Annotated in this window: 20 protein-coding genes and 5 pseudogenes; 15 read left to right on the top strand and 10 right to left on the bottom strand. The window is 59.2% G+C overall.

The window, feature by feature from the left end:
- Positions 1-421: 421 nt before the first annotated feature.
- From BDK61_RS17265 to BDK61_RS17240, 6 genes are all read right to left on the bottom strand, one after another.
- The gene (locus BDK61_RS17265) at positions 422-1,126 is read right to left on the bottom strand and encodes an ABC transporter ATP-binding protein (protein ID WP_121303965.1); all 705 of its coding nucleotides are present in this window, start codon (positions 1,124-1,126) and stop codon (positions 422-424) included.
- Entirely contained in the window at positions 1,123-1,950 is an 828-nt protein-coding gene (locus tag BDK61_RS17260; RefSeq protein ID WP_049939231.1) for an ABC transporter ATP-binding protein, read from the bottom strand. The genes BDK61_RS17265 and BDK61_RS17260 overlap by 4 nt, the downstream gene beginning before the upstream one ends.
- Positions 1,943-3,250: a branched-chain amino acid ABC transporter permease gene (locus tag BDK61_RS17255; protein WP_121303964.1), complete on the bottom strand. Its 1,308-nt coding sequence runs from the start codon at positions 3,248-3,250 to the stop codon at positions 1,943-1,945. Before BDK61_RS17255 ends, BDK61_RS17260 begins: the two co-directional genes overlap by 8 nt.
- On the bottom strand, positions 3,247-4,344 hold the full coding sequence (locus BDK61_RS17250) for a branched-chain amino acid ABC transporter permease (protein ID WP_004966553.1): 1,098 nt from the start codon (positions 4,342-4,344) through the stop codon (positions 3,247-3,249). The genes BDK61_RS17255 and BDK61_RS17250 overlap by 4 nt, the downstream gene beginning before the upstream one ends.
- Before the next feature lie 293 nt (positions 4,345-4,637).
- A complete protein-coding gene (locus BDK61_RS17245) occupies positions 4,638-5,756 on the bottom strand; it encodes a pyridoxal phosphate-dependent aminotransferase (protein WP_121303963.1) in 1,119 nt (372 codons plus the stop codon).
- Positions 5,757-5,940: 184 nt separating this feature from the next.
- The gene (locus tag BDK61_RS17240; protein WP_007188558.1) at positions 5,941-7,140 is read right to left on the bottom strand and encodes an ABC transporter substrate-binding protein; all 1,200 of its coding nucleotides are present in this window, start codon (positions 7,138-7,140) and stop codon (positions 5,941-5,943) included.
- Between the two features lie 1,260 nt (positions 7,141-8,400).
- Here BDK61_RS17240 and BDK61_RS17235 point away from each other — a divergent pair.
- The 6 genes from BDK61_RS17235 to BDK61_RS17210 all read left to right on the top strand — a co-directional run bounded on the left by BDK61_RS17235 (position 8,401) and on the right by BDK61_RS17210 (position 16,202).
- Complete coding sequence (locus tag BDK61_RS17235) at positions 8,401-10,104, top strand: thiamine pyrophosphate-binding protein (protein WP_121303962.1); 1,704 nt, start codon at positions 8,401-8,403, stop codon at positions 10,102-10,104.
- 61 nt (positions 10,105-10,165) lie between these two features.
- On the top strand, positions 10,166-11,128 hold the full coding sequence (locus BDK61_RS17230; RefSeq protein WP_121303961.1) for an NAD-dependent epimerase/dehydratase family protein: 963 nt from the start codon (positions 10,166-10,168) through the stop codon (positions 11,126-11,128).
- 113 nt (positions 11,129-11,241) lie between these two features.
- Complete coding sequence (locus tag BDK61_RS17225) at positions 11,242-12,510, top strand: M24 family peptidase (RefSeq protein WP_121303960.1); 1,269 nt, start codon at positions 11,242-11,244, stop codon at positions 12,508-12,510.
- An 86-nt stretch (positions 12,511-12,596) separates the two neighbouring features.
- Positions 12,597-13,601: an LLM class flavin-dependent oxidoreductase gene (locus tag BDK61_RS17220; protein ID WP_011224944.1), complete on the top strand. Its 1,005-nt coding sequence runs from the start codon at positions 12,597-12,599 to the stop codon at positions 13,599-13,601.
- Between the two features lie 163 nt (positions 13,602-13,764).
- Positions 13,765-14,148 carry a PaaI family thioesterase gene (locus BDK61_RS17215; protein ID WP_007188563.1) on the top strand — a complete coding sequence of 128 codons (384 nt, stop codon included), beginning with the start codon at positions 13,765-13,767 and terminating at the stop codon, positions 14,146-14,148.
- Between the two features lie 53 nt (positions 14,149-14,201).
- Positions 14,202-16,202, top strand: a complete 2,001-nt coding sequence (locus BDK61_RS17210) for an AMP-binding protein (protein WP_121303959.1) — start codon at positions 14,202-14,204, stop codon at positions 16,200-16,202.
- 113 nt (positions 16,203-16,315) lie between these two features.
- Here BDK61_RS17210 and npdG read toward each other — a convergent pair whose 3' ends face one another.
- Positions 16,316-16,987, bottom strand: coding sequence for an NADPH-dependent F420 reductase (npdG, locus tag BDK61_RS17205; RefSeq protein WP_049919470.1), 672 nt, complete (start codon positions 16,985-16,987; stop codon positions 16,316-16,318).
- A gap of 134 nt (positions 16,988-17,121) precedes the next feature.
- Positions 17,122-18,491 (bottom strand): annotated as a pseudogene (locus BDK61_RS17200) (NAD-dependent succinate-semialdehyde dehydrogenase).
- A gap of 107 nt (positions 18,492-18,598) precedes the next feature.
- Between BDK61_RS17200 and BDK61_RS24365 the strand changes: the two are divergent.
- From BDK61_RS24365 to BDK61_RS23915, 6 genes and pseudogenes are all read left to right on the top strand, one after another.
- Positions 18,599-19,325, top strand: a pseudogene (locus tag BDK61_RS24365) (EthD family reductase).
- Position 19,326: 1 nt separating this feature from the next.
- A pseudogene (locus BDK61_RS17190) lies at positions 19,327-19,912 on the top strand (HD domain-containing protein).
- An 872-nt stretch (positions 19,913-20,784) separates the two neighbouring features.
- The gene (locus BDK61_RS17185) at positions 20,785-21,615 is read left to right on the top strand and encodes an IS5 family transposase (RefSeq protein WP_121303441.1); all 831 of its coding nucleotides are present in this window, start codon (positions 20,785-20,787) and stop codon (positions 21,613-21,615) included.
- 33 nt (positions 21,616-21,648) lie between these two features.
- Positions 21,649-22,613 (top strand): annotated as a pseudogene (hutI, locus tag BDK61_RS17180) (imidazolonepropionase); the annotation flags it as partial.
- A 45-nt stretch (positions 22,614-22,658) separates the two neighbouring features.
- On the top strand, positions 22,659-23,075 hold the full coding sequence (locus BDK61_RS23920) for an aromatic amino acid ammonia-lyase (RefSeq protein WP_244209869.1): 417 nt from the start codon (positions 22,659-22,661) through the stop codon (positions 23,073-23,075).
- 68 nt (positions 23,076-23,143) lie between these two features.
- Complete coding sequence (locus tag BDK61_RS23915; protein WP_244209868.1) at positions 23,144-23,293, top strand: hypothetical protein; 150 nt, start codon at positions 23,144-23,146, stop codon at positions 23,291-23,293.
- Between the two features lie 9 nt (positions 23,294-23,302).
- Here the strand turns inward: BDK61_RS23915 and BDK61_RS23910 are convergent, their stop codons facing one another.
- A complete protein-coding gene (locus tag BDK61_RS23910) occupies positions 23,303-23,467 on the bottom strand; it encodes a hypothetical protein (protein WP_244209867.1) in 165 nt (54 codons plus the stop codon).
- Between the two features lie 15 nt (positions 23,468-23,482).
- On the opposite strand from BDK61_RS23910, the gene BDK61_RS23905 reads away from it, so the two are divergent.
- From BDK61_RS23905 to BDK61_RS24260, 3 genes are all read left to right on the top strand, one after another.
- The gene (locus BDK61_RS23905; RefSeq protein ID WP_244209929.1) at positions 23,483-23,539 is read left to right on the top strand and encodes an aromatic amino acid ammonia-lyase; all 57 of its coding nucleotides are present in this window, start codon (positions 23,483-23,485) and stop codon (positions 23,537-23,539) included.
- Between the two features lie 91 nt (positions 23,540-23,630).
- Positions 23,631-24,209 (top strand): aromatic amino acid lyase, encoded by a 579-nt coding sequence (locus BDK61_RS23900; protein ID WP_244209866.1) that lies wholly within the window; start codon positions 23,631-23,633, stop codon positions 24,207-24,209.
- Positions 24,187-24,309 (top strand): hypothetical protein, encoded by a 123-nt coding sequence (locus tag BDK61_RS24260; protein ID WP_279629724.1) that lies wholly within the window; start codon positions 24,187-24,189, stop codon positions 24,307-24,309. Before BDK61_RS23900 ends, BDK61_RS24260 begins: the two co-directional genes overlap by 23 nt.
- Positions 24,310-24,316: 7 nt before the next feature.
- Here BDK61_RS24260 and BDK61_RS24360 read toward each other — a convergent pair.
- Positions 24,317-26,740, bottom strand: a pseudogene (locus BDK61_RS24360) (AAA family ATPase); the annotation flags it as partial.

Here is a 26,740-nt window from a genome sequence, read left to right as displayed (position 1 = left end):
GGGTTCAAACCCGGATGCATATATGAAGTCTAACATGGTAGATACTTATTGTTTGTGCGACACCCGTTCACACGCCACAGTAGCTAGTCCGGTGCGAATGGTGACTGCTGCTGGCCCGAAGAAGCGTAAATGCAACAGGAAGTAACACACAATTGACTAGAATATCTATGTACTACGTCTTGGGAAAGTGTTGATACAGACGCCACTCAGACATTCTCACTGACAGATGGCTTTCACGAACCGCTGCTAAGAACTGTATGTGTGCAATTATCTGTAACGTCACTGGAGCCAAGTCTGTAGTGTGGAAATCTGTTCGCCGGTTATGAAATTAACTACGGACTCAGCAACCAGTACAGTGTCTTGTGTCGATCCTATGGCCGTGGCAGAGCATAGTCACCAAGCCAGTGCTGGGGTACAAGAGCTACCCGCCGAGGAAGTCCTCCCGCACCTGTTGGTCGTTGAGAAGTGCCTCACCGCTGTCCTCGTGTCGGTTCTGCCCCTGCACAAGGACATAACCGCGGTCACACCGCCGCAGTGCCTCCTTTGCATTTTGTTCGACGAGGAGAACGGCGGTACCGGCGTCGTTGATCTCGTCAATGCGGTTAAACATCTCGTCAACGAGGTCGGGTGCAAGGCCAGCACTGGGCTCGTCAAGGAGTAACAGATCTGGATCGAGCATGAGCGCACGGCCCATCGCCAGCATCTGTTGTTGCCCTCCAGACAGTGTCCCAGCCTTCTGCTCCGACCGCGTTTCCAGTATTGGGAACCGGTTATAAACCGCCTGAAGCCGGTCCTCAGGGAACTGATCCAGCGTGTATGCGCCCATCTTGAGGTTCTCTGTGACGGTCAGTGGCTCGAACACGTTGTTGCTCTGGGGAACGAAGCTTAACCCATATGAGATGATATCTTCCGGTTGTTCGCCGGCGATATCTCTGTCGTCGAATATGATTTCACCCCCCATGTACGTCGTCAGTCCAAACACTGATTTCATCACCGTGGACTTGCCTGCACCGTTCGGGCCGACGATGGTGATGTACTCACCCTGTCCGACTTCCATGTCGACATCTGTGAGAATCTGCAGGTCACCGTACCCGGCGTCCAGTTGCTGTACTGACAGCAGACTCATATTTTCACCTCTTCTCCGAGATATGCATCAAGCACTTTTTCGTTGTTTTTCACTGCGTCTGGTTGCCCCTCTGTAAGAACACTCCCCTGGTGCATCACGATGACCGTGTCGCAGTTATTCATAATAACGTCCATGTCGTGTTCGACGAAGAGGAAGGTGTACCCCTGCTCTTTGAGCGTATGCAGCCGGTCAATGAGTTTCTCCTCAAGTGTTGGGTTGACTCCCGCAAGCGGTTCATCCAGCAGCACCATCTCGGGATCGGTCATGAGCACGCGCGCCATCTCCAGCAGCTTCCGCTGGCCACCTGAGAGATTCCCGGCGGATTCGTGCGCGACGTGCTCAATCTCAAACAGTTCGAGCATCTCCCAGGCCTGTTCTCGAAGTTCTTTTTCTTGTTCGACGACCTGTGCTCTGGCTCGCGGGAGGACCGCTCGCCAGACTGTTTCGCCGGCCTGGTTCTGTGGTGCCAGCATCAGGTTTTCCAGCACGGTCATCTCTGATAGCTCTCGTGCTATCTGGAAAGTCCGGACGAGGCCCTGATTTGCGACCTGATCTGACCGATACCCCGTTATCTCCGTGTCATTGAACTCGACTGCGCCCCCGTCTGGGCGTTGCACACCGGTAATCAGGTCAAATGTCGTCGACTTGCCGGCACCGTTCGGACCGATCAGACCAGTGATAGACCCCTTTTCGACGTGGAAAGAGACGTCAGCGACAGCGGTAATACCACCAAATGTCTTTCGCAGGTTTTCCACTTTGAGTATCTGCTCTTGCTGTCCGTTCCGGGTCTGATCGCTCCGTGCTGAATGTCCGTTCTTACTCATTATCGTCCTCGCGAGTCGCCTGCTGTGAGAGTGCAACGCTCGATGCGATTGCTTTTCGATGGCCAAGCAGCCCATCCGGGTGCCGTTGCATGAGATACACCAGAACGATACCGAGCAGCATGAGTCTGAGAGCCGAAATACTCACGTCCTGCACGGAGTACGCCAGCAGCGGCGTGACATCGAGAGTTCCTAACTCGGCGAGGGCACTGACAAGCGTATCGGGAGCGTTGCTGAGCTGGAGGTACTCCGCCACCACCCGGCGGATGAACGAGGGGCCCTCGAAGAGCAGGCTCGCGAACAGAGCACCGCCAACGATACTCCCCGTTGGCGAGCCAGTTCCACCGATAAACAGCGCAATGAAGATGTAGAAGGTCTGTATCGGCTTGAACATCCGTGGCGATGCATAGCCCCCGGAGAGACGCCAGAAGATGGCAATCAGGCCCATGAGCGCACAGCCAAGCGCGAACGTCTTGATCTTGAACAGACGCGTATCTTTTCCCAGCGCCTGCGTGACTTGCTGGTCCTCGCGAATACTCTTGAGCACCCGTCCGAAGGGTGACTTCCCGATGCGGATCATCAACCAGTACAGGAGGCCGAGACAGAGACACAACACAATTACGTACGCCCAGCCGATGACCAGCGTCTCCTCGATTCCCAGCGGTTCCACGGCGCTGAATATCGCCGCACCTAGAGCATTTGGCGCTGGGGCTGTTGTGGCCGGGTCTGTGTAAAATAGAATCCGGATCGGGTTCGATGGCAACGACAGCCCCGTCGCACCGCCCGTTCCGAATGCAACGCCGGCAATGCGAGTGTTCGCGAACTCCGGCGCACGGAGTGTGAGGCGGACGATTTCCGAGAACGCGACAGTGACGATTGCAAGATAATCGGCACGAAGTCGGATCGCAGGCAACGCTGCAAGGCCGCCAACGATTCCAGTCACGAGGATAGCACCCACAATCGCGACCGGAAGTTGCAGCCCGAAGCCGGGCGGACTGGCCGTCACTGGAGCGGTCAGTATCCCCATCGTGTATACACCGATGGCCATGAACCCGGCCGCACCGAGGTTGAACAGACCCGCGTATCCCCACTGGAGGTTCAGTGCAAGCGCTAACATGGCATAAATCGCGGAGAGGAACGCGACACGACGGAGCGTGTTGACTGTGCCATTCAGCTGGAATCCAAGCACGACACTGAAAAGCGCGTACAATCCCCCGATCGCGAGTGCCAGAGCGATGAGCAAGCGGATGTCATTGTTGCCAAGCCAGCCCTCAGCCCGCGCCTGAAGAGAGCCTGTACTCATGCCGTCGTCCTCCCACTGAACAGCCCCGATGGACGCACGAGCAGCATGACGATCATGATAACGAACGCCGCAACCAGAAGGAAGCTGGCTGGAATCCAGACGAGCGCGAGTCGACTCGCGAGACCGAGAATGACACCGCCGACCATTGCGCCGTAGATCGAACCGACACCGCCGAGGATGACCGCTGCGAACACCAGTAACAGCAGGTCCCACCCCATTGTCACTGTGAGCGTCCCCTGCTGTAGTGCGATAAGAAAGCCTGCACACCCGGTAAGCCCGCCGCCGATAATCCACGTGAGTTTGACAACGCGCTCCGTTGGGATGCCCGTGACTTTTGCGAGGTCCTTGTTCGCAGCCATTGCACGCATCGCGGTGCCGATTTTGGTGTACTGGAGCAGAATGTGAGTCCCAAGCATCAGGAGCGCGGCGACGACGACCAGCGTAATCTGGTGTCCCCCGAACGTGACGCCCGCAACAGTAAACTGGGGGACGTTGCCGCCTGTCAGCCCACGGCTGTCAGTCAGAAACGAATAGGTGAGGAAATTCCGGAGGAACAGCGCGACGCCGACGCTGGCAATCATCAAGGTCACACCGTCAGCGCTGCGCATCGGTCTGAACACGATTCGATCCAGCAAGAGCGAAAGGGCGGCTGTCAGAACCGCAGCGACGAGTAAGCCAGCCAGAAGCGCCAGCGGGGTATTGACAACATTGATGCCAAGCTCATTCGAACCGACTGCGATTGGGCCGCCGATAAGAATGAGCGATTCGACAGAGAACTCTCCCAGCCCGGCAATCAGAAACGCCGTCGCCCATCCGGCGAACGCACCGCTCGTAATCAAGTCACCGTGGGCAAAGTTCGCGAAATTGAGGATACTGTATGTCATTGAGAGGCCGACACCGGCCAGTCCAAGCGACATGCCCAGCACCAGTCCGTTCCAGAGATAACTCATGAGGTCTGTGATGGCAACTGTTCCAGTGCCTACCTGTCGAAGAATATCGAATACGAGAAACACGCCGATAACTGCGAATATAACGAGTACTGGGCGGTTGTATACCAGATTCTGTCCACGGCTGTAGTAGTCTCGTGCCGCCATACTTTGATGCTCTGTACCCAGTCTTAAAAATCTTGATGTAAAATAGTCATAGATACCGCGAAACCGAAGATATGCGCCTATTTCACGCTAGTTTTACCCACGGTATCTGTTGACAATAATAGACGTGACGGCTAAATCAGACTGGCTTTGCAACTGTCGGTGTCGAATGCAAGATTCGGTGCATAGTTCCGTACGCATGCGCCCGCGACGAGAAATATGACACCGCTCATCGGATGACGAAGATGAAACCGCTCGCTGGACGAAACAGTCAGTCGCGAGTCCCTGCTGGTGCGCTACAGAGAGTTCGTGACCGTTCGCATCACTTCCAGCGCCTCTTTCAGCTCAGCCGTACTCGTGGCATACGAAATGCGCGCCTGTCCTTTACCACTCGGCCCGAACGCCTCGCCGGGGACGACGATAACATCGTTGTCCAGCATCTTCTGGGTCCATCCGTCCGGGACGTGGGGCATCGCATAGAACGCTCCCTTCGGCACTGGCGTGTCAAGGCCGATATCCGCTAACCCGTCGAGAAGGACGTCCCGACGCTCCTCGAAGGCTGACACCATCTCTCTCACTGGTTCCTGTGGACCGGTGAGCGCCGCTTCAGCAGCGTACTGTGAGGGGGCACTGGCACACGCCTGTACGTACTGATGCACCCGAAGCATCCGTTCGATTCGCTCTGCACTGGCCGCCACCCAGCCGAGCCGCCAGCCTGTCATCGAGTACGTTTTAGAGCACGCACTGGCCTGAATGACCCTATCAGAGTTAGCGAATTCCGCCGGTGAGTGGTGTTCACCATCGAAGACGATCTTCTCGTAGACCTCATCGGAGAGACAAATGACTTCATGCTCATCCGCGATCCGCGCGAACTCTGCCATATCTCGCTTCGATTGCACTGCACCGGTGGGGTTTGCAGGACTGTTAACAATAAACAGCGACGTGTTATCTGTGATAGCATTCTCGACAGCAGCGGGGTCAAGGGTCAGGTCGTCCCTGAGTTCGACCCGTTTTGGTTCGCCGCCGGCGAGCAACACCAGTTGTTCATAGGCCAGAAACCCGGGGTCAGGGCAGAGTACTTCGTCGCCTGGCTGGACGTGGGCTTCGATTGCGACGTGAATCGCCTCGCTTGCGCCGGCGGTCGCAATGATATTTTCAGCTGGTATGTCCTGCCCATTGTCGGTAGCATAGCGGTCACTGATGGCCTCTCTGAGTTCTGGAATCCCCTTGTTGGACGTGTATGAGTCACCCATCCCGTCCTGAATCGCACTCATCGCTGCCTCCCGAGCGTGTTCTGGAGTTGGGAAATCAGGCTGACCGAGACCTAGATTTATTGCGTCTTCGCCTGCCGCTTCGAAGACTTCTCGGATGCCACTGATATCCATCTCTTCGACGCGTGCTGCGTACTGAGACATCAGTTCATAAGTATAACAGTATTTGATTATAGTCTTTGGGTTGTGCGTGAGTGAGTATAACACCAGCTCTGCCAGACAACATGGCGCACGGTCCCTGAGTTACGGCCACGGCACAAAAGCCATTCAGTCTGCTGTATATGCGGGGTAATCGTAATCCGGAGTGTGGAAGCCCGCAGTGTTCTCGTTACACTTCCACCTGCTCGATATTCTCCGTGCCGTTCTCTGTATACCTGAAGTAATTGTACACGGCGCTGGCCAGGTCACCATTGTCGTCAAACTCAACTGGGCCCGAGACGCCCTGATAATTGATTTCGTTCCCGTCGGCCGCCAGCGAAACGCCTTCGCCCAGATTTTCAGGTCCGACTGCTTCGCCACCGGAGTCTGTAACCGCCCGCATCTGATCGCGGATTGCAGTCCCGTCATCTTCACCGGCCGCCGCACGTGCCAGCATGAGGACTGCCGCAGCATCGAACGACTGCTGATTGAACGGCCCCGGTGCAGAGTCATACTCGTCTTGATACGCAGATTTGAAGTACTCAATTCCCGGTCCGGCTGAGGATGGGTTGGTCCCGCGGACGTTTGTCATGTCGTGGCCCACGTTCCCGGGCAAGTCATCGGCCCTGAGTCCGTCCGGGACCAGAATATCCATATCCGCTCTGTCGAAGTTCTCGTAGAAGTTCCGGAAGATTTTGTTCCCGCTCTCGGGGTAGCCGATGATCACGAGCGTCTCTGGGTCACCGTCAAGCGTGTTCTGCAACTGTGACGTGTAGGAAGAGCGACCTGCCGAGTACGAGACCTGATTCAGGACCTCACCGCCATACTCCTCCTCAAATGTCTTCGTGAATCCGTTTGATAGGCCGTTCCCGTACGCGTTGTTGAGAAAGAGGATAGCTGCGCTCTCCTTCTCAAGCCGTTCGGCCGCGATCTGTGCCAGCAGTGATCCCTGCAACTTGTCCGTTGGCGGCGTCCGGTACACGAAGTCGTTATCCTCCAGTGAGGAGACATCCGGCGACGTCGCCGATGGTGAGCACATCACCGTCTGATTCGGAATTGCGACGTTCTCTGCGACCTGCAGCGTCACTGATGACGCTAGTCCCCCGCAAATCATCGGATAGCCACCATTCACGAGTGCTTCTGCACCACTCACGCCCCGACTCGGTTTGGTCTCCGTATTCTCAAACTGCGTATCGACTGAGAACCCGTTGTCCGCGTCTCGGACCTGTTTTACAGCTAGTTCTGCTGCATCCCGAATTGCGGGGCCCACTTCGGACAACCCACCCGTTACCCCCATTAGGATGCCCATGCTGATGGTGTTCCCACTACTACCACCGTCTGTCGAACAGCCTGCAAGTCCGACAGCGCCTGCGGCACCAATGCTCTTCATGACAGTTCGACGGCTGACTGTATCGTGCATCGCAACACTCCCCATAACACAATCTTTCGTGATAAACGTTATTATGAACCGTAGCGGTTCCACGCAGCCATAAAGCGAACTCGGAGAGGGCCTGAGTTGGATGCAGAAAACACTCCGGCTGCTGCGCTTACCTCACTTTACTGTCGCTGACCGCGGGCGAGCCCTATTGGACACCGACCACACTGATGTTCAGACCACTCGCATCTGAACTGCCTGTATTTTCTCCACAGTTGCGTCCGTGCCGCGGCAGTGCCGATTCCCGTTCGAACCATACGAACGGCGCCGGGGACAGGGCGTCGTCCGTACCCGCTGGTCCCTACAGCGTACTCCTGCCCCTCATCGGCACGGTTATCGGAGACGCAGATGCTGATTCGAGTGTCACATCGATCGCCAGCGCTGGACCGCCGACACCGAGTGTGAGGCGGATGATTCTCGTACCGGGAGACAGTCCCAGATCCGGAGTCCCGTTGTCACCCCCGTCTATGTAGGCGACCACTCAGATGCCGCTAATATATAAATCGGTTGTACAGTCCGAGAGTTCGAATTATTAGAACGGCGGGCCGGCGACGTCCACTTCGACCGCTCCTACGTAGTTCGATCGTGGAATGCCACCTGTTATTGACTTTTCAGAAACTCCCGCTGTCATTGCAGCGTTGAAGAACGGACATTTCTACCACATATAGGCTCTATTCGTAACGGCATCTGCTAGAAAACTGTAGTTATTCCACAAGGTTGTTCTGTGGGCACAGCTGCTGTTACATCTATATAATTGTAACATTATTTCGACCCCACAACCGATATCTGTTACAGTAGTAACGCTGTAATCCGTCATCGACTGTATCCGAACTTACGAGATGTAGCCTGACCGCCCAGAAGACGAAAAGGCATCCAGAGCGCTTATAACGGGCATCTATACAAAATGTTGTAGTAATAGTGATATAGAATTACAGCTGCAATTCTGGAATATATTTTGTCCCAACTATTAGAACGCTCCTCGTGTGGAACACTGCAGAACACGGACAGTAGAGCGATTGAAAGCAGTGGAAACAGGCACTGTGGCATAATCGACTTACTTGAACGCCACAGTAGGGCCGTTGGGTTCACAGGACCCGAGTATCCGCCTATTCAATCGTGACTACTGCAACGTTGCACCCCAAACTCTATATCTTGGGAGTTACCCACAGTGGGACGTAACGCGACAATAGATAATGACACCCAAATCCACTACCCATGACTGAAACAGGAAAGCGCCTTGTCGAAGAACTGGACGAACAAGGCGTCGAGTACGTTTTCGGATATCCCGGTGGTCGTGCCATCGAGATCCTTGACCACGTCCCGGATGCTGATGTCGAGATGGTCCGACCACGCGATGAGCGCGAAGCCAGCGTCATGGCCGAAATGCACGGGCGACTCACCGGCAACCCCGGGGTCCTCGCGGGGCAAGGCCCCTGGATCGGCAGCCTCGGCGCAATCGGCCAGATGGAGGGAAAGCTCGCTTCGTCACCGATGGTCGTTATCACCGAGGCCAGCGAGCGTGGCGACTATTCCACGCTCGCGCCGTACCAGCAGGCTCGCGGTGATTACGGGGGATTGGACCTTCCATCTGCGCTCGATGCCTACACCAAGGAAAACTGGTTCCCGCGCTCACCAACGGAGACAGTACGCAGCCTCCAGCTCGCGTTCAAACACGCGACTGCTGGCCGGCCGGGGCCAACGGCAATTATCCTTGATGGCGACGCCGTCACCGAGGAGATGCCCGAAGATCCGATCCCGCCGGTCTGGGACGGCCACGATCAGGTACAAAACTGGGAATCGCGACCGGCCCGCGAGGATGTCAAAACAGCGATTACAGCGTTGAGCGAGGCTGACCGGCCGGTTATCATCGCCGGCAACGGGGTTCACGCCGCCGACGCCTACGACCAGCTTGAAACTGTCGCGGAGGCGACTGATGCCGTCGTCACGACTTCCTATCTCGGCAAGTCGACGTTCCCAGAAACCCACGAGTTGGCTGCGGGTGTTATCGGCTCCTTCGGTCACGAGGGTGCAAATCAGGTCGTCAGTGAAGCGGACGTACTCCTCGTCGTGGGCTGTCGCATGAACCCAATGGACACCAACTGGCAGTCCCCAGAGTTCATCCGGCCCGACGAACAGACCATCATCCACGCAGATATCGACACACGCAACGCCGGCTGGGTTTACCCCGCAGATGTGGCACTCATCGGTGATGCGGCACACAGTCTCGATGACCTGGCGGCGAACCTCCCCGAGAGCGCTGGAAACGACTGGGCGCGTGACCGTGCGGCCGCAGCGCAGGAGTCATTCTATGCTCCCAAATGCGAGTCGGATGCGTCGCCGATCAAGCCACAGCGTGCAGTCAAAGAAATCGAGGCTGTCGTCGATGCGGAAACGATTGTAACCGCCGACTCCGGGAACAACCGGTTCTGGTTACTCAATTACCTTCAGACACCGGGCACCGGGACCTACTACGGGAGCGGTGGCGTCGGCGCGATGGGGTGGGCAACACCGGCTGCGGTGTCAGCCGCCATCACGACGGAGAAAGAGATCATCGCCGTCGCGGGAGACGGTGGCTTCACGATGACGATGACCAGCGTGGAGACAGCCGTCGAGAACGGCGTCGCGCCCACGTTCGTCGTCCTCAACGACACCAGCCTGGGGATGGTTCGTCAGATGCAACACGAGGAGGGCGACATCGCTGGCGTCGAGTTCCACGACACCGACTTCGTAAAAGCAGCCGAGGCGTTCGGCGCTGAAGCGACGCGGGCAGTGACGCCTGCTGAACTTGCGACTGCACTCGAAGAAGGGACCAGCGCCGATGTCCCCTTCGTTATCGACGTTCGCATCGACCGTGACGAAGAGATGGTCGAGTCCCTCCAGTCATCGTTCTACAAAGAAGTGGGCGGGCTCCACGAATGAGCTCCCAGACACGGTTTAGCAAAGAATATAAATCAACTACGCAACACACATTGATATAACAATGACAGATACGACGGTACTCGTCACTGGCGGAACCGGCTTCCTCGGCTCGTACGTCGTCGAGGATCTCATCGAACACGGACACGACGTCGTTGCCTACGACCTCTCGACGGACGACCACATCCTCTCGAAGCTGGGTGTCGCCGACGATGTGACCATCCGGCGTGGGGATGTCTCCGAGGCGACGGACGTGATTCGTGCCGTCAAGGAGACGGGGACGACACACATCGTTCACCTCGCGGCACTGCTGACGAACACAGCACGGGACAACCCGCGGGCTGGCCTCGATGTCAATATCAAAGGGACGAACAACGTCTTCGAGGCCGCACGCACTCTTGACGACCAGATCGAGCGTGTCACCTGGGCCTCCAGCGCTGCAGTGTACGCGCCGCCACACAACTACGCTGCCGAGTACGTTGACGAGAACGAACTCGTCTATCCGGATACGCTCTACGGCGCAACCAAGGAGTACAACGAACATCAGGCTCGTGTCTACCACGAGGATTACGGGGTCGACCACGTTGGACTCCGTCCGACAGTCGCGTACGGCCCCTACCGCGAAACCGGTGGGTCGGCGTTTCTCGCAAGCATCATCGAGAAGCCGGCACTCGGCGAACCGTTCAGCGTCGAATACGGCGACCAGGTTATCGACTGGCAACACGCACGCGATATTGCACAGGCGTTCCGGAAGGCAACGTTTGTCGACGAAGACGACCTCAGCCAGCGCATCTACAACGTCCGCGGCGTCCTCGCGACGATCCGTGAAGCCGCCAACGCTGTCCGGGAAATCGTCCCGGATGCCGACCTTGCGGTCTCTGATGAGGGCGAACTCCCCTGGACCCAGAATCTCGATATGACCGCCGCACAGGAGGACCTCGGTTACGAGGTCCAGTACGACCTCGAATCCGGGTTCCGGTCCTACATCAACACTCTCCGGGAAGAGAACGGGCTCGACTCGCTCTGATACAGCAGTTCCGCCGTCGCTGTGTGACGTGCGTACGGTGAGAGTCGCGTCTGTCTCGTCTCGGCCAGAGTGAACCCAGTGTTTGATTAGGGACCTGCCTGTACGCATATGTGATGTACGAGCGCGACTTCATGGAAGGAACGCGTGGCACCATGGCCGTCGACTGGGAAGAACGGATCGACGTCAAGCGGATGCGACGCGAGCGAAAAGAACGTGCCCTCGACCGACTGCAGGACTCCGAACTGGGGTCGATGCTGCTGATCAATGACCCGAATGTCCGGTATGTCACTGGGCTGGCGATGACTGGCGGGAGCGGGGCAGACCACTACACACTCCTGACCGAAGACGGCGATGTGGTCCACTGGGACACCGCAGACCACGCATCGAACCAGCGGTTCAACTGTCCCTGGCTCGACGACATCCGGTATGCCTGTCCGGGACTCGGCAACGTTCCCCGGGCGTCAGGCAGCGCTTCTGCACGCGACTGGCTCAAGGATAAGATGGCGGAGACGGTGTATACGGCCATGGAGGAGTACGGTGTCGATCGGGAGCCGATGGGCATCGACGTGGGGAACGGGACGCTTATTGAGAAGTTCGAAAACCGCGGCGTCGATGTCGACACCAGCGCGGCGACCGATATCATGCTCGACGCGCGGAAGACCAAAACCCGTGACGAGATAGAGTGTCTGCGACAGGTCGCTGCCATCTGTGAGGCAGGCTTCCAGAAGATTACAGAGAGTGCCAGGCCAGGCAAGCGCGAGTCAGAAGTGTGGGGCGATGCGGTCAGCGAACTCTGGGGACACGGCGCAATGGCCCAGGGTGGCTACGTCACCTCCGGCCCGAACACCTGGCCGAAGCATCAGGCGAACACGACCGACCGGATGATTCGACCGAACGACCTCGTGTACGCTGATTTCTACAACATCGGCTATCTGGGCTATCGTTCCTGTTACTACCGGACCTTCAGCATGGGCGAACCGACGCAGGCACAGAAAGACGCCTACGAAAAAGCTCGTGACGACCTCTATGACGTCCTTGAACGGATCGAGCCGGGGGCCACGACCGACGAGATATGCAAGGGCTTCCCCGACAGAGACGGCGAGCATATGGACTGGTACGACGCCGACGAGTTCTGGCAGATGACGACCAACCACTGGGCCCATGGGCTGGGGCTGCAGCTCTACGAAACCCCGCTCATCTGGCGTGGACTTTCCCCGGACCACCCGATCGAGATCGAGGAGGGTATGACGATGGCTGTCGAGACGATGCAACCCGCAGAGCGGCAGGGCGTCCGCGTCGAAGAGATGGTCGTTGTCCGCGAGAACGGCGTTGAGATCCTCAGCGAATGGCCCGTTTCGGAGATCACGCGGATAGACTACTGACTGGCAGGCATCTTGGCCGATTTCACGCATTGTCTGGTCGCTGGCGTGCCACTACCGTTAAGTCGGTCGCGCCGTAACGGGAATTTATGCAACTGGGAACAGGCCTGTTTACCTGTCAGCAGCGCCCGGACGACGACCGCGAAACCAGCGAGATTTACGACGAAATGCTCGAACTGGGAGAAGTTATCGACAACGCGGGGCTCGATAGCGCCTGGGTCTCAGAGCATCACTTCCTCGACGACGACTATCTGTCGGGCGTCACACCGGCGCTCGGGGCGTTAGCTGCAGTCACCGACAACATCGAAATCGGCTCCTGTATCGCACTCGCGCCGCTGTATGATTCAATCCGACTCGCCGAAGATATCGCAACCGTGGACCAGATATCCGGTGGCCGAACGACGCTCGGGATGGCAATCGGGTCCAACGTCTCAGAGTTTGACGCCTTCGGAATTCCCGACGACGAACGGGCTGAACGGCTAGCCGATGCGGTCGACACGCTTCGCGGTGCCTGGTCCGACGGGCCGCTCGACTACGAGCCGGAATTCCACGACATCTCGTCGGACGTCACTGTGACACCGAAACCTGCACACGACGTCCCCCTCATGCTCGGTGGGGCCTCTCGGCCTGCCGTCCGGCGGGCTGCCCGGACCGCTGACGCATGGTGTGCCCCGTCGTCGCTGTCAGTCGATGGCGTCCGGAAGCGCGTCGAAGACATCCGAAACGTCCGTGACGACGAGGATATCGAGGGCGACTTTCAGGTGTATGTCCTCCAGCACGGGTTCATCGGTGACTCCCGCGAAGACGCATGGGCGCAGATGCGCGACGGCTACCTCTACATCCAGCGCCGGTACGAGGAGATATTCTCCGGCGAGACGGTTGCAGAACTCGACGAAGAGCGCAAACAGGAACTCAAAGAACAGGCTATCTTCGGGACACCCGACCAGGTCACGGCGGAACTTGAATCGTACCGCGAGGCACTGGGCGACGACATTCACTTCATCTTCCGGACGTACCACCCCGGAACCGGAACACAGGAGATGGCCGAGTGTATCCGACGCCTCGGAGAAGAGGTGCAGCCGAAGATCAGCTAAGACTGATACGTCGTGTCGGTGACTGTTGAACCGTCAGATGCTGTCTAACCCGGAAGGGCTGAGACACCACGAGCACCAGTGACCCCCTAAGTGTCGACCGTGTGTTTCGGACCCCGTGAACACCAATATTTATTTCCCCAGGTGAAGAACCGAATTGATGAGAATGGACATCGAAGCATTCTTCGAGAACATGCCGTTTGCCGACCTGCTCGATATCGAGATAACCACTGTCGATAACGGGCACGCCGAAGGCCATATCGAGATGCGGGAAGAACTGTCGTGGAACGAAGAGCAGATAATGGCCCACGGCGGCGTTACGTTCACGCTCGCGGACACCGTTGGTGGGGCCGCTCTGGTGTCGCTCGTCGACCAGCCGGTGCCGACCATCGATATGCGAATCGATTACCTCGAAGCCGGGACAGGGGACCTCCGAGCGGAAGCGGATGTGGTTCGTCACGGTGGTGATGTTGGCGTCGTCAGTGTCGAAGTGTACGCCGAAGACGATACACAGGTCGCGGATGCACGCGGCGTCTACAAGACGGGGTAGCTCGACTGCAGCAACTAAACAGCTTCTGGACATCGTCACAGCCACTAATCCCAATGTCAGATTCACTCACAGCACTCGACGAGGTACGGTACGAACCGAGCGAGACGTTCGTGACCGAGAGCAACGTCTACGCGTTCATGCAAAAGCACGGCATCGAGGAGTTCGAAGAACTCCACAGGCGGACGGTCACCGATATCGACGGTGAACCGGCATCCGGACTGGACTGGTTCTGGGATGAGATAGTCGACTATCTCGACCTAGAGTTTTACGAGGAGTACGAGCAGGTCCGCGATGACACAGACGGCCCGCAGTTCACGGACTGGTACGTCGGCGGGGAACTCAACATCGCCCACAACGTCGTTGACCGTCATGCAGCCCCCGACGCTGCGAACCGAAATACAATCGCGACACTCTGGGAAGGTGAGGACGGGACAGTCCGTGAGATAACCTACCACGAGCTCCACCAGCAGGCCAATCGCATTGCCAATGCACTCGAAGCGCGCGGTATCGGACCCGGTGACACCGTCGGGCTGTATATGCCGATGGTCCCGGAAATCGTTCCGTTGCTGTATGGCTGTTTCAAAGTCGGTGCGATTGCTGTCCCTATTTTCTCCGGCTTCGGGGTCGACGCGACAGCAACCCGTATCGAAGACGCCGAGTGTTCAGTCCTGTTCACCGGCGATGGCTTCTACCGCCGGGGCAGCGAAATCGACCTGAAATCGGCCGCTGACGAGGCTATCGAAGCGGCCGGCCACGTCGAACACACCATTGTCTATAATCGGCTTGGTTCTACGGAGTCTGGGCTCTCGTGGGACTCAGACCGTGACGAATGGTGGGCAGACGCAGTCGGGTCCCAATCTGATGAGTACGAGACCCAGTCGCTCCCCGCCGACCACGAGTCGATGCTGCTGTACTCATCCGGGACAACAGGCAAACCGAAGGGTATCGTCCACACACACGCTGGCGGGCTCGTCCAACCGGCGAAAGAAATCTTCTTTTCCTTCGACCACAAGCCCGCAGACCGGTTTTTCTGGGTCTCGGACATCGGCTGGATGATGGGGCCGTGGACGCTGATCGGCAATCACGTCCACGGTGGCACCGTCTTCCTGTATGAGGGGGCCCCCGACTATCCCGAGCCGGACCGGTTCTGGGAAATGATCGACACCCACAATCTGTCGGTGTTTGGGATTTCACCGACAGCGATCCGTTCGCTACAGAAACACGGCGACGAGTGGCTGGAGGGCCACGACCTTTCGACGTTGCGCCTGCTGGGTTCGACTGGTGAGCCGTGGGACCCAGATTCCTGGGAGTGGTTTCTGGAGAACGTCGGCGACGGCACGACACCAATTATGAACATCTCCGGCGGAACGGAGATCTTCGGCTGTTTCCTCCAGCCGACGCCGCTGCATTCGCTGAAGCCGGGGACGCTTGGTGGCCCGGCGCTCGGCATGGACATCGACGTTGTCGATGCACAGGGGGAATCCGTTGCCGAAGACAACGAGAAGGGGTATCTGGTCTGTCAATCGTCAGCGCCGTCGATGACAAAGTCGCTGTGGAGTGGTGACGAGCGGTATCTTGCGGAGTACTGGTCGCGGTTCGGCGATATGTGGGACCACGGTGACTGGGCACAGAAAGACGAAGACGGGTTCTGGTTCTTGCACGGTCGTTCAGACGATGTCCTCAACGTCGCCGGTCGGAAGGTCGGCCCGGCCGAGGTCGAGAGTACACTTATCGAACACGATGCGGTCAACGCCGCTGTTGCGATCGGTGCGGACGACGAAACGAAGGGGACTGCAGTTGTCACATATGTCATCCTCAACGAGGGGTTCGAGGAGTCAGCGGACCTTCGCGAGGCGCTGCGCGCGCAAGTCGGGAGAGCGCTTGGCAAGCCGTTCCGTCCGCGTGAAGTCCGCTTCGTCGATGAATTTCCGGAGACCCAGTCGGGAAAAATTGTACGGCGAATCATTCAGAATGTCTACGAGGGCGCAGAACTGGGGGACCTCTCAAGTATCGAGAACCCCGACGCGATCGACGAAATCGACAACGCGCGGTGAAATACTTCCCTGTCTGTTTGTGACTGTTTGCGGACACAGGCAATACAAGCACACAATCAGCCGCACGACGACACTACTTGAATCACGGCGGAGGACAGAACCGCTGCCGGAGTCTACGTAAAGCTCACACCGACATCGTGCATATCCTCGTTGTATCGAGCGATATTGATGAGCAGTGGCGTCAGACTCTCGACCTCCGTAGCGTTCGATAGCGGCCCAGCAGGGATAGGCCGGATACCTGCGAGGTCAGCAGTTAGCGCCACGACTCGCTCGCTGATCGTCGGGTCATCCGCGACCACCAGCGTATCTACATCGAGCGTGGCCTCTAGATCTGCCAGCCGGTCCGCTGCAAGGTTGTGGAACGCGCCGGCCACTGGAACAGATTCAGGGGCTCGCTCCGCGACAAACTCAGTAACGCTCCCTGTCGACGGTGGTCGGTAGTGAAGTCCATCCCCATCGCCGTTCATTCCGACGGCGGGGCTAATGAGCAGTTGGTCTGAGAGCACGTCATCTTCTGCCAGTGCTTCAACTGTATCGCCGACGTGATGTGGTGGAATGGCCAAGATAACCACGTCTGCACTGGCCGCGGCGCTACTGTTATCCGTCCCGTCGATTTCAGTCTCGACACCGTGATCGGATAATCGTTCTTCGTACGCTCTGGCTCGCTCGCCGGCCTTTGCAGCGTCCCGCGAGCCGATCGTAATCGCATGGTCCGTATCGGCGGCAAACCGCATCGCGAGTCCCTCACCAATGTCACCAGTTCCGCCTAAGATAGCTAACTCCATGCACCTACATAACGCCCCTTGAAACAAGAAGCTTTGTCCTGCCACACGGATCGCTACCGACCGTACGTTGCTGCCATCACGTCAAAACCGGGCACGCCAGCAATAGAAGTACCGTCCAGTATCAACTGCGGTGGTTATTCGACCCAGACCGTCTTTTTGTTGACGAACTCTTTGATTCCCATCTCCGAGAGTTCACGGCCGTAGCCAGCGTCCCTTGATGCCGCCGAACGGGACTCGCGGGTCGGATTTGGTCATCTCGTTGATGTAGACACAGCCCGCGGAAATATCTCGTGCCAGCCGCTGGCCGCGTTCTCGGTCGCTGTCCAGAGGCTTGCACCAAGGCCAAACCGGGTGTCGTTTGCGACTGCGATTGCTTCCTCCGCATCGGCAACCTCCGTAGACGGTCGCCACTGGTCCGAATGTCTCCTCTGTGTCGGCAGGGCATCCTGAAGGGACATCAGTCAGTACTGTCGGTGGGTAGAACGCGCCGGTCCGGTCAAGCGGCTCGCCCCCGGTCAACAGCGTTGCTCCGGCGTCGACGCTGGCCTGTACCTGGTCGTGGAGTTCGGCCATGAGGCCCAGGGTCGGCCTGTGGACCGACATCAGTTTCGTCGGACATCGGGTCGCCGACAGTGAGGCCTTCGAAGGCAGCGACGAGTCGATCAACGTACTCATCGTAGACGTCTGTGTGAACAATAAAGCGCTTTGGCGGCGATACACGATTGGCCACCGTTCAGCGTCCGTGCTTGCACCCCAGTTTCGAGGGCCGCATCGAGGTCTGCGTCGTCAAGGACGATAAACGGGTCAGACCCACCGAGTTCCAGTACGGTTCTTTTTCAGGTGTTTGCCGGCGGTTTCGGCGACGGCACGGCCAGCAGGGCCACTTCCGGTCAACGTCGCCGCACGGACACGGTCGTCTGCGAGGATGCCGTCAACGTTACTGGAGCCAACCATCAGCGTCTGGAACGCGCCGTCAGGATAGCCGGCTTCAGCAAACACTTCCTCAAGTGCGAGCGCACAGCCGGGGACGTTTGAGGCGTGTTTGAGGAGGCCAACGTTGCCGGCAGTGAGATAGGGTGCAGCAAAGCGAATGACCTGCCAGAAGGGGTAGTTCCAGGGCATCACTGCAAGCACTGGTCCGAGCGGGTCATGGACTGTCTTTACCTCTGTCCCCGGGTGGACTGGGGTGGTGCTCCTCGGAAGATACTTGTGTGCGTATTCGGCGTATGGTCACACGCCCAAGCACACTTTTCGACTTCAGCGACGGCTTGCGTGATTGGTTTCCCCATCTCCCGGGTCATCAGTTCAGCGTACCGCTGTTTGTTCTCTCGTAGAAACCTCACCGGCGGTTTACCAGCAATTGCTCGCCGCTTGCGCAATGGGACCTCACGCCAGTCCTCGAACGTCGACGTGGCAACGGTCCAGTTTCCGTTCGACTGCGGTCGTCGTCATCAAGGTCGTACACGTTTAGCCGCTCGCCTGTGGCTGGGTTGACTGCATCCATATCAGTTCAATATTCAGCGTCATGCATACATTAATCTTTAGTGACCCAAATATTCTGACAGGCAACAACGTTAGCTTTTATACTCATAGGTCAGAAATGTGTTGATGATGTACAAGCATGTAGCCCTGTTAGTCAGACCAGGACGATATGTCTCACGAGGATTTCGTTGATTACTGGCAGGCCAATCACACGCCCGATTGCCAAAAAGACATCGAGGGCGTGGTTCGCTATCAACAAGTCCTGCCAACAAAACCCAGCACACGCCGAAGTTTGACGGAATTGGCGGAACTGTAACTTCGAGACGCTTGAGGACCTGCACGAGGCATCTGGGTAGCCCCGGCTCCCGGGACTAATGACCCCACCAAGGAGAATCGCCGCAAAGGCCCGCGAGGACGTGAACAACTTCCTCGCTGTCGAGGAACGGCCGCGTATTATCGGCGAAGAAATCGTCCAGAAAGACGAGGTCGACGGCGACACTGACGGTCTCTACAAGCACTCGGCGTTTCTCGTCCGACAGGACGACATGACCACGAGGAGTTCGTCGACTACTGGCAGACCAACCATACGCCGATTGCCCGCGAAATCGAGGGCGTCGTCAAGTACAACACGGTCATCCCAACAGACCCCGAGAACGCCGAGTTCGACGGTGTCGCCGAACTCTATTTCGACGATATTGAGAAGCTATACGACGCTCTCGGTAGCGAAGGCTCACGGGACTACGCACCGGACAGAGGCAAAGCGAAAGCGGCCCGCGAGGACGTGAATAACTTCCTGGCTATCGACGAGCGGCCCCGGTTTATCGGACAGGAACAGCTCGTCAAGGACGAGGGGTAGTATGCCCGATTACGAGGAGCAGGTCACGCAGGCGTTCCCGGAACTCGATTACATCTCTCATCGGACGACCTTCGTAGCAAGTCATCGAAGCGTGGACACTCGCGCTCGACCGAGGCGGCTGGCGCGACATTATGGACATTCCCTATGCGTGGAATATCCACGAGGTAACCAACGTCAGGCACGTCCGCGGTGTCACCAAAATTGCGCGGGAATCCGCTATCGAACAGCAGGAGTTCCACGGAGCCGACCCCGATATCGACGTCATCGTCGCGGCGACATTACTCCACGATGTCGGAAAGTGCTATGAGTACGTTGACTTTGTCGAGGACGAGAAGCTACTCGACCCAGACCCAAGATACGCAACCGAAGAGATCCCACACTCCCTGTCGGGCTATGCGCTTGCTCACGAAGTCGGCTGTCCGCTGGCGGTCCAGCGAGCGATTCCGCACTTTATCGGCGAGATTCCGACGCGGACACTGGAAGCCGAACTCGTCAAGAGTGCAAACTCCGCGTCCTCGAACGCGATTACGCAGTCAACGATGGGTATCACGTTGCAGGAATGGGTTGATGAGTACTCCCAGACGTAGTCACTGGCGCGAGCGATAACGCCCCGCGAAAGAATCGGTCGGCGGAGTTAGTCCCTCGTAGCCCACCGATAGTAACTGCGTAATCCAACGCATCGTTGTCACCCGGTAGCTTCGAGGTTGGCAGTACTGAAGACACTACGCCGGGGTTCCCCTACTCGTATTTTGCGATCAGCAGCTTATCTCTACCTGCTTAGCAGCAATTTACACCTAAACGCACGGAAAGTATTTTGACCGAATGATATCCATTGGTATAAATATCTCTACAACAGGTCGACCCATTCATACCTGTCTCAAAGACAATTAAAATTATTTTTAATGCGCGTACCTGGGGAGAATACAACTCTTTGGACCAGATATGCACATACAACGGGTGTGCTGTAACTCAGGTGCTAAACTCAATGTACGATTTGATGCTATCCGATGAGCGCTTGCGTAGTATTCAATATTCTCTCCCCACGAGCGAGGACAAGAGTTTGTTTCATAATGTGAAATTATTCGGACAACCGCCAGAAGTAGCTAGCAAGGCGGAATCACTTCCTAAATGAACTCTCATAGCTGAGAGCTGTTAAGATAGCACCGCTGCTTTGTTTCGTAATGCGACATCTGCGGAGTGTTCAGATAACAGGCGTACAGGTATTATTAGAGTGGTCTCCATCTCTCACCAGACGCACAAGAGGAGCAGGAAGACACACTCATTCCTGCCTGATATTCAACAGATATGAACAACACAATATAATCCTGATGGTTGCACTGTGGGACACTACTACTCGCAAGTTCCAGAGTATCGGTCATAGCGGCTCTGTTGAATCACTAGACGGCGTCGGGATAGGTCGCTAAATCAAAGGAGTTGAAGCGGGATGATTCGGTTGCCTATGACACAAATCTCCCGCTTCACTGGTGAGATTGTGCCGATTGCTCAAGTTGTTACCGGTGATGGAGACGAATCCGCCGCCCCGGAAGGCGGCGGCGGATTCGCCGACTATGCCATCGTTTCCCTGCATTGTCTGCGGATCTATCTTGATACATCCTACCGGATGACGATTGACCTGCTCAAAGAGATGCCACAAATAATCGGGGAGATCGGCCTCAGCGCGGCCGATCTCCCCTCTCCATCTACGTTGTGTAAAGCGTTCGACCGAATCGAAATGAGCGTCTGCCGAGTGTTGCTGCGCCAGTCGGCGCAGCTGCACGACCCATCGAAACACGCTGCTATCGACGCTACATTCTACGAACGCTCAGCAGCGAGCCGTCACTACTGCCAGCGCATAAGCTACCGCGTCCAGAAGCTGAAAGTCACGAAACTCGTCGATACAGAGACCCAAGCAATCCTTGACGTACACTGCTCAACGACTCGGGAAGGAAGCGACGCAGACCTCGCTGAGCAGATCGTCCGCCGGAACGCGGGCGATCTGCGGTCTCTAGCGGCCGATAAAGGCTACGACAAGCAAGCGCTCCGTAAAGCACTGCGTGAACTCGGCATCAGACCGCTCATCAAGCACCGCATCTTCGCTCCCTACGACCACGCTCACAACGCCAGAATCGACAAACAACGCTACAATCAGCGCTCTATGACTGAGACCGTTAATTCGGCCGTGAAGCGCTCGCTCGGCTTCGCCGTGCGAGCGCGTTCCTGGTTTCGTGAGTTCCGAGAAATCGCCCTGATGTGTGTCGTCTATAACATCAAACGTGCCGTCAAACAGTGAATTCCACCGCCTTATGGCGATTCAACACAGCCCTATCAGGACATCCTCGCCGAAGGCGGCGGCATCCTCCGAACGGTCCGGGCGGTCAGGGACGCCGACGAGGAAACGCTGCTGTCGAACCTGCTGGCCCATCTCGACACAATGCTCGCCCACGGGACGACGACAGTCGAGGTGAAGTCCGGCTACGGGCTCGACACGGAGACAGAGCTACATGCTCCGGGTTATCGACAGCGCTGACGCGGTCCATCCCGTCGACGTGGTCCCGACATTCATGGGCGCACACGCGGTCCCCGAGGGGTGGGACACAGACGACTACACCGCGGCGGTCGTCGACGAGCAGGTTCCAGCGGTCGAGTCACAGGGCATCGCCGAGTTCTGCGACGTGTTCTGTGAGGAGGGCGTCTTCTCGGTCGCGCAGTCCCGACGGGTCCTCGAAGCGGCGCAGCCGCCGGGCTGACGCCGAAGGTCCACGCCGAAGAACTGGCCCACATCGGCGGGACGCAGTTGGGCGGACGTGGGCGCGGCCAGTGCCGACCACCTCCTGCACGCGACCGGCGAAGACATTGACGCGCTTGTCGACGCTGCCGTAACGCCGGTGTTGCTCCCCGGAACGGCGTTCGGTCTCGACGCAGCGTACGCGGACGCGACGGCGTTCCGCGACCGGGGTGCGCCCGTCGCGGTAGCGACGGATTTCAATCCGAACTGCCACAGCCACAGCATGGGCTTTGCGCTGTCGCTGGCCTGCGTCGAGATGGGACTGACGCCGGCCGAAGCGCTAATCGCTGGAACGAAACACGCCGCGCTTGCGCTGGACAGGACCGACGGACTGGGGACGCTCCGGGAGGGCGCGCCCGGAGACGCCGTAGTCCTTGCCGCGCCGAGTCACGTCCACATTCCCTACCAGTACGGGACCAACGTCGTCGACGCCGTCCCTGAAAAGACGGCTCGGTCGTCAGCACCCCACACATGATCATACGACGCGGGAGGTGCAACCATGACCGCCGAAGTCGTCCTTCAACGGCGAATCTCTCACACCCGCCGACGTGGTCGCCGTCGCCCGGAACGGCGCGACCGTCACCGTTGCCGACACCGCCCGCGAGCGAATCCCGCGAGTCCCGCGAGCGCGTCGAGAGCGTGCTGGACAGCGCGAGGCGGGTGTACGGCGTCAACCACCGGTTTCGGCGACCCTCCGTCGACGAGCGCATCCCCACGCGAGGACCCTCGATGCCCTCCAGCGGAACCTCCTGCGGAGCCACGCCCGCCGCGGTCGGCGGGAGTTGACGACCGAGGAAGTCCGGGCGATGATTAGTCCACACGGGGCGACACCGCTGGCGAAGGGGATATTCAGTGCCATCCGTGAGTCCGTCGTCCGATCCTGCTGGTGGGGCGATGCTCGCACGCGGGGGTCCACCCCGGTCAGTCCTCGTCGCGGGGGCAGCCTACCGGTGCTGAGCGGTTGACCTTCGCCCTCGCTCGCAACCATATGTCCGGCTTGGTGCTCATACGGGGAGGGGGAAGCCGAGGTCGAATGGGGGACCGACTTCCCCGGGCGACGAGGCGCTCGACGCAGTCGGCACTCGAACCGGTGATCGCTCCGGGCAAAGGAGGGGCTTGGCGCTCATTCAACGGGACGCAACTGACCGTCGGCGTCGCCGCGCTTCCTGCTCGACGACGCTGAGCGGACTGGTCACTTGCCGCCGACATCGCTGGCGCGCTCACGACGGAGGTTGACCCTCTCCTCAACAGTACCGTCCCACGAAGCCATCACCGACGTCCGCCCCCACGCGGCCAGGCACGCGAGTGCGCGAAACATCCGGGCGGCTGACGGCGACTCCGATGTGGTCGAGTCCACCGCAACTGCGACCGCGTGCAAGACGCCTATGCGATGCGCTGCCTGCCGCAGGTCCACGGCGCAAGTCCGTGACGCTGTCGCCCACCTCCGGGAGGCGTCGAAGGTGGAACTCAACAGCGCGACCCGACAATCCGCTGGTGTTCCCCCGCGAGGCCGAGCGTAGTTGAGTCCTCGAACCAAAGCGAGCGGGAGCGACCGACGAGAGGCGGGCCGCGAGGCAGGCGTTGTTGAGCGTCGACGACCGGGCCTCGGCTCCGATAGCGCGGGCGTGCTGTCCGGCGGGAACTTCCACGGCGCGGTACTCGCTATGCGTCTCGACTATCTGACGAACGCGCTCACCGAACTCGCAGCCATCTCGGAGCGCCGGACCGACCGGATGCTCAACCCCACTCTGCAGGAGCCACACCTCCCACCGTTTCTCACCGAGCGAAGCGGCGTCCGCTCGGGCTACATGATTGCCCAGTATACCGCTGCGGCGCTGTTGAACGAATGTCGGTCCTTCGGCCGGCCCTCGATGGACAACACCCCTGTCAGCGGCAATCAGGAGGACCACGTCAGCATGAGCGCGCAGTCGGCCTATCTGGCCCGGAAAACGGCGCGAAACGCCGCCGCGATTCTCGGCGTCGAGCTGTGCTGTGGGGCGCAGGCCGCCGACTTTCGTCGACAACGACCTCGAACTGGGCGTCGGGTCGGCCGAGGCCTACGACGCTGTCCGCGCGGTGGTCCCAAAGCTGACGGCTGACCGCCCGGTCCACGAGGACATAGAGGCCGCGGGCGCGCTTGTCGAGTCACCGGCCTTCACCGAGCGGGTTGCTGTGGCCCTCGACGAGGAGCTAGAGTGAGCCGTCCTCAGGGCCCGAGCCCCAGGTCCGCGGTGCCTCAGCCCCCTGATAGCGGTCGCGGTCGTCCCAGTCGGCAATGCTCGAATGGGTCTCCCGGACGGCGATTTCGAGGTGCTCCTGCGTGATTTCCGAGCCGTCTCGCAAGGCGTGGCGAGCCGCGTCCTCGGCGACGAGTTCGAGGTCGCTGGCGGCGTAGCCAGCCGTCGGCTCGACGATGGCATCCCAGTCGATGTCGCCGGCAACGGGCCGGTCCTGCAGGTGGATCTCTAGTATCTGCCTGCGAGCCTTGGCATCCGGCGGCGGGACCTCCACGCGCTCGTCGAAGCGGCCCGAGCGCCGTAGCGCCGTGTCGATGTCCTCGACGAAGTTCGTCGCCGCAACCACGACGATGTCGTCGGCCGCCGCGCCTTCGAGTTCGGTGAGCAGCTGATTGACCAACTGTTGCTCGCTTGTGTTCATCGAGCCGCGCCGAGAGCCGGCGATACCGTCGATCTCGTCGATGAACAGCACGCAGGGGGCGTTCGCGCGGGCCACCTCGAACACCTCGGCGACGTTGCGGGCCGGCTCGCCCATCCACTTGCTCGTCACGTCCGCGGGGCTGATTTCGACGAAGCTATGCCCGAGTTCACCCGCGAGCGCGCCGGCGAGATGGGTCTTCCCACAGCCGGGCGGGCCATACAGCAACAGCCCGGAGAGCACGTCGATACCGTACTCGGCGTAGGCGTCGGCGTTCTCCAGTGGGTCGAGGACCGTGTCTTCGAGCCGGTCCTTCAGTTCGCCCATCCCGCCCACGTCGGCGAAGTCGCGTCCCGGGTCAGTCTCGACCAGCGAACTGGCCTGCAGGTCGACGCCGTCGGGCTGGACGACGCCATTCTCGGCGACCATCTCGGGGTCCACCCAGTCCGGGATGCTGGTGTCGGTCTCTGTGGCAGCCTGCAGCAGATGGTCCGTCCCGATCGGGGCATCCGCCCGCAACGCCTTTCGGGCGGCGTCCTCGGCGAGAAGTTCGATGTCGCTGGCCGCGAAGCCGGCCGTCTCCTCGACGACGGGGTCAAGGTTGATGTCGTCCGCAGTGGGTCGGCCAGCGAGGTGAATCTCCAGAATCTGCTTGCGAGCTTGGGGGTCCGGTGGCGGGACCTCGACTCGTTCGTCGAACCGGCCCGAGCGGCGGATGGCGTCGTCCACGTCTTCGACGAGGTTCGTCGCCCCGAGCACCACCACGTCCTCGTCTGCGATGCCTTCGAGTTCGGTGAGCAGCTGGTTCACCAGCTGTTGCTCGCTGCTGTTCATGTTGCTGTCACCGTCGCGTGCGCCGGCGATGCCATCGATTTCGTCGATAAAGAGGATACAAGGCGCGTTCGCGCGGGCGATCTGGAACAGTTCTTCGACCTTCTGTGCGGGTTCGCCCATGTACTTGCTCGTCACGTCGGCCGGCGTGACCTCGATGAAGGCGTGGTCGACCTCACCCGCGAGCGCGCCGGCGACATGGGTCTTCCCACAGCCGGGCGGGCCGTGCAACAGGACGCCGTTGACGACGCCGATGCCGTACTCCTCGAAGGCGCTCGGGTCCTGCAACGGCCGGACGACCTTGTGGTTGAGCGTCTCCAGTAGCTCGGACATCCCGCCCACGTCGGCGAAGCTCCGGGATGGGTCCGGGTCGACCAGACCGTCGGCTTCCATGTCGACGCCGTCGGGCTGGACCACCGTCCCGTCGTCCGAGGGGCCGCTCGCGGTTTATCGAGGGCGCGCCGTCGGTGCTGTCGGAGCCAGAATCGCCGCCCATCCCGGCCGTGCCGGATTCGTCGGACTGGTCGATCCGCTCCCGGATGTTCCGTTCGAGGCGGTCCGGGTTGACCTCGTAGCCGTACTCGGCCAGCCGGCGGGGTTCGGCGCTCAAAAACTCCGCGAGCCAGCCGTGGCGCTGTAGCTCCTCGGTCGAGGCGTCTGGGTCCCGGAACGTGACGAGCTTGACGTCCGTGCTGTCGGGCGAGTGGTACTCGGCGAGCCAGAAGGGGAGATACAGGCGGTCGACACCGGTCACGCCGTCGAACCCGTCGGGGTCGAAATCTCCGGGCAGGCCGTAGGACTCACGCAGTTTCCGGAGGAATACGTTGGCCGTGCCAGAGGCGGCGTCCTGTTGCTGGTCGCGGTACTCCGCAACGCGCTGGGGCAGTAGCGACCGGGCGTCGTCGTCAGTGACCTGAAACTGCAGCAGGACAGAGCGGCCAAGCACCGGGTCGCTGCGGCCGAAATCGTAGTCGCTGGTCGCTCGGCGGACCACCGCGTCGGTGTCGTCGACGTACTGCGAGACGGCCCGGTCGTTGTCCGCCCAGAGTCCGTCGAGAAACGCTGTCTCAGACTTCGTCGTCGTCCCGAGCAGCTTCCCCTTCCCGGTCTCGTACTCGTAGTCGACCTTGAACACCGGATAGAA

This window comes from Haloarcula quadrata, from assembly GCF_003634715.1.
GTDB classification, from domain to species: Archaea; Halobacteriota; Halobacteria; order Halobacteriales; family Haloarculaceae; genus Haloarcula; species Haloarcula marismortui.
Note: the sequence above shows the minus strand (reverse complement) of the source record. Positions and strands in the feature narration are given on the sequence as shown.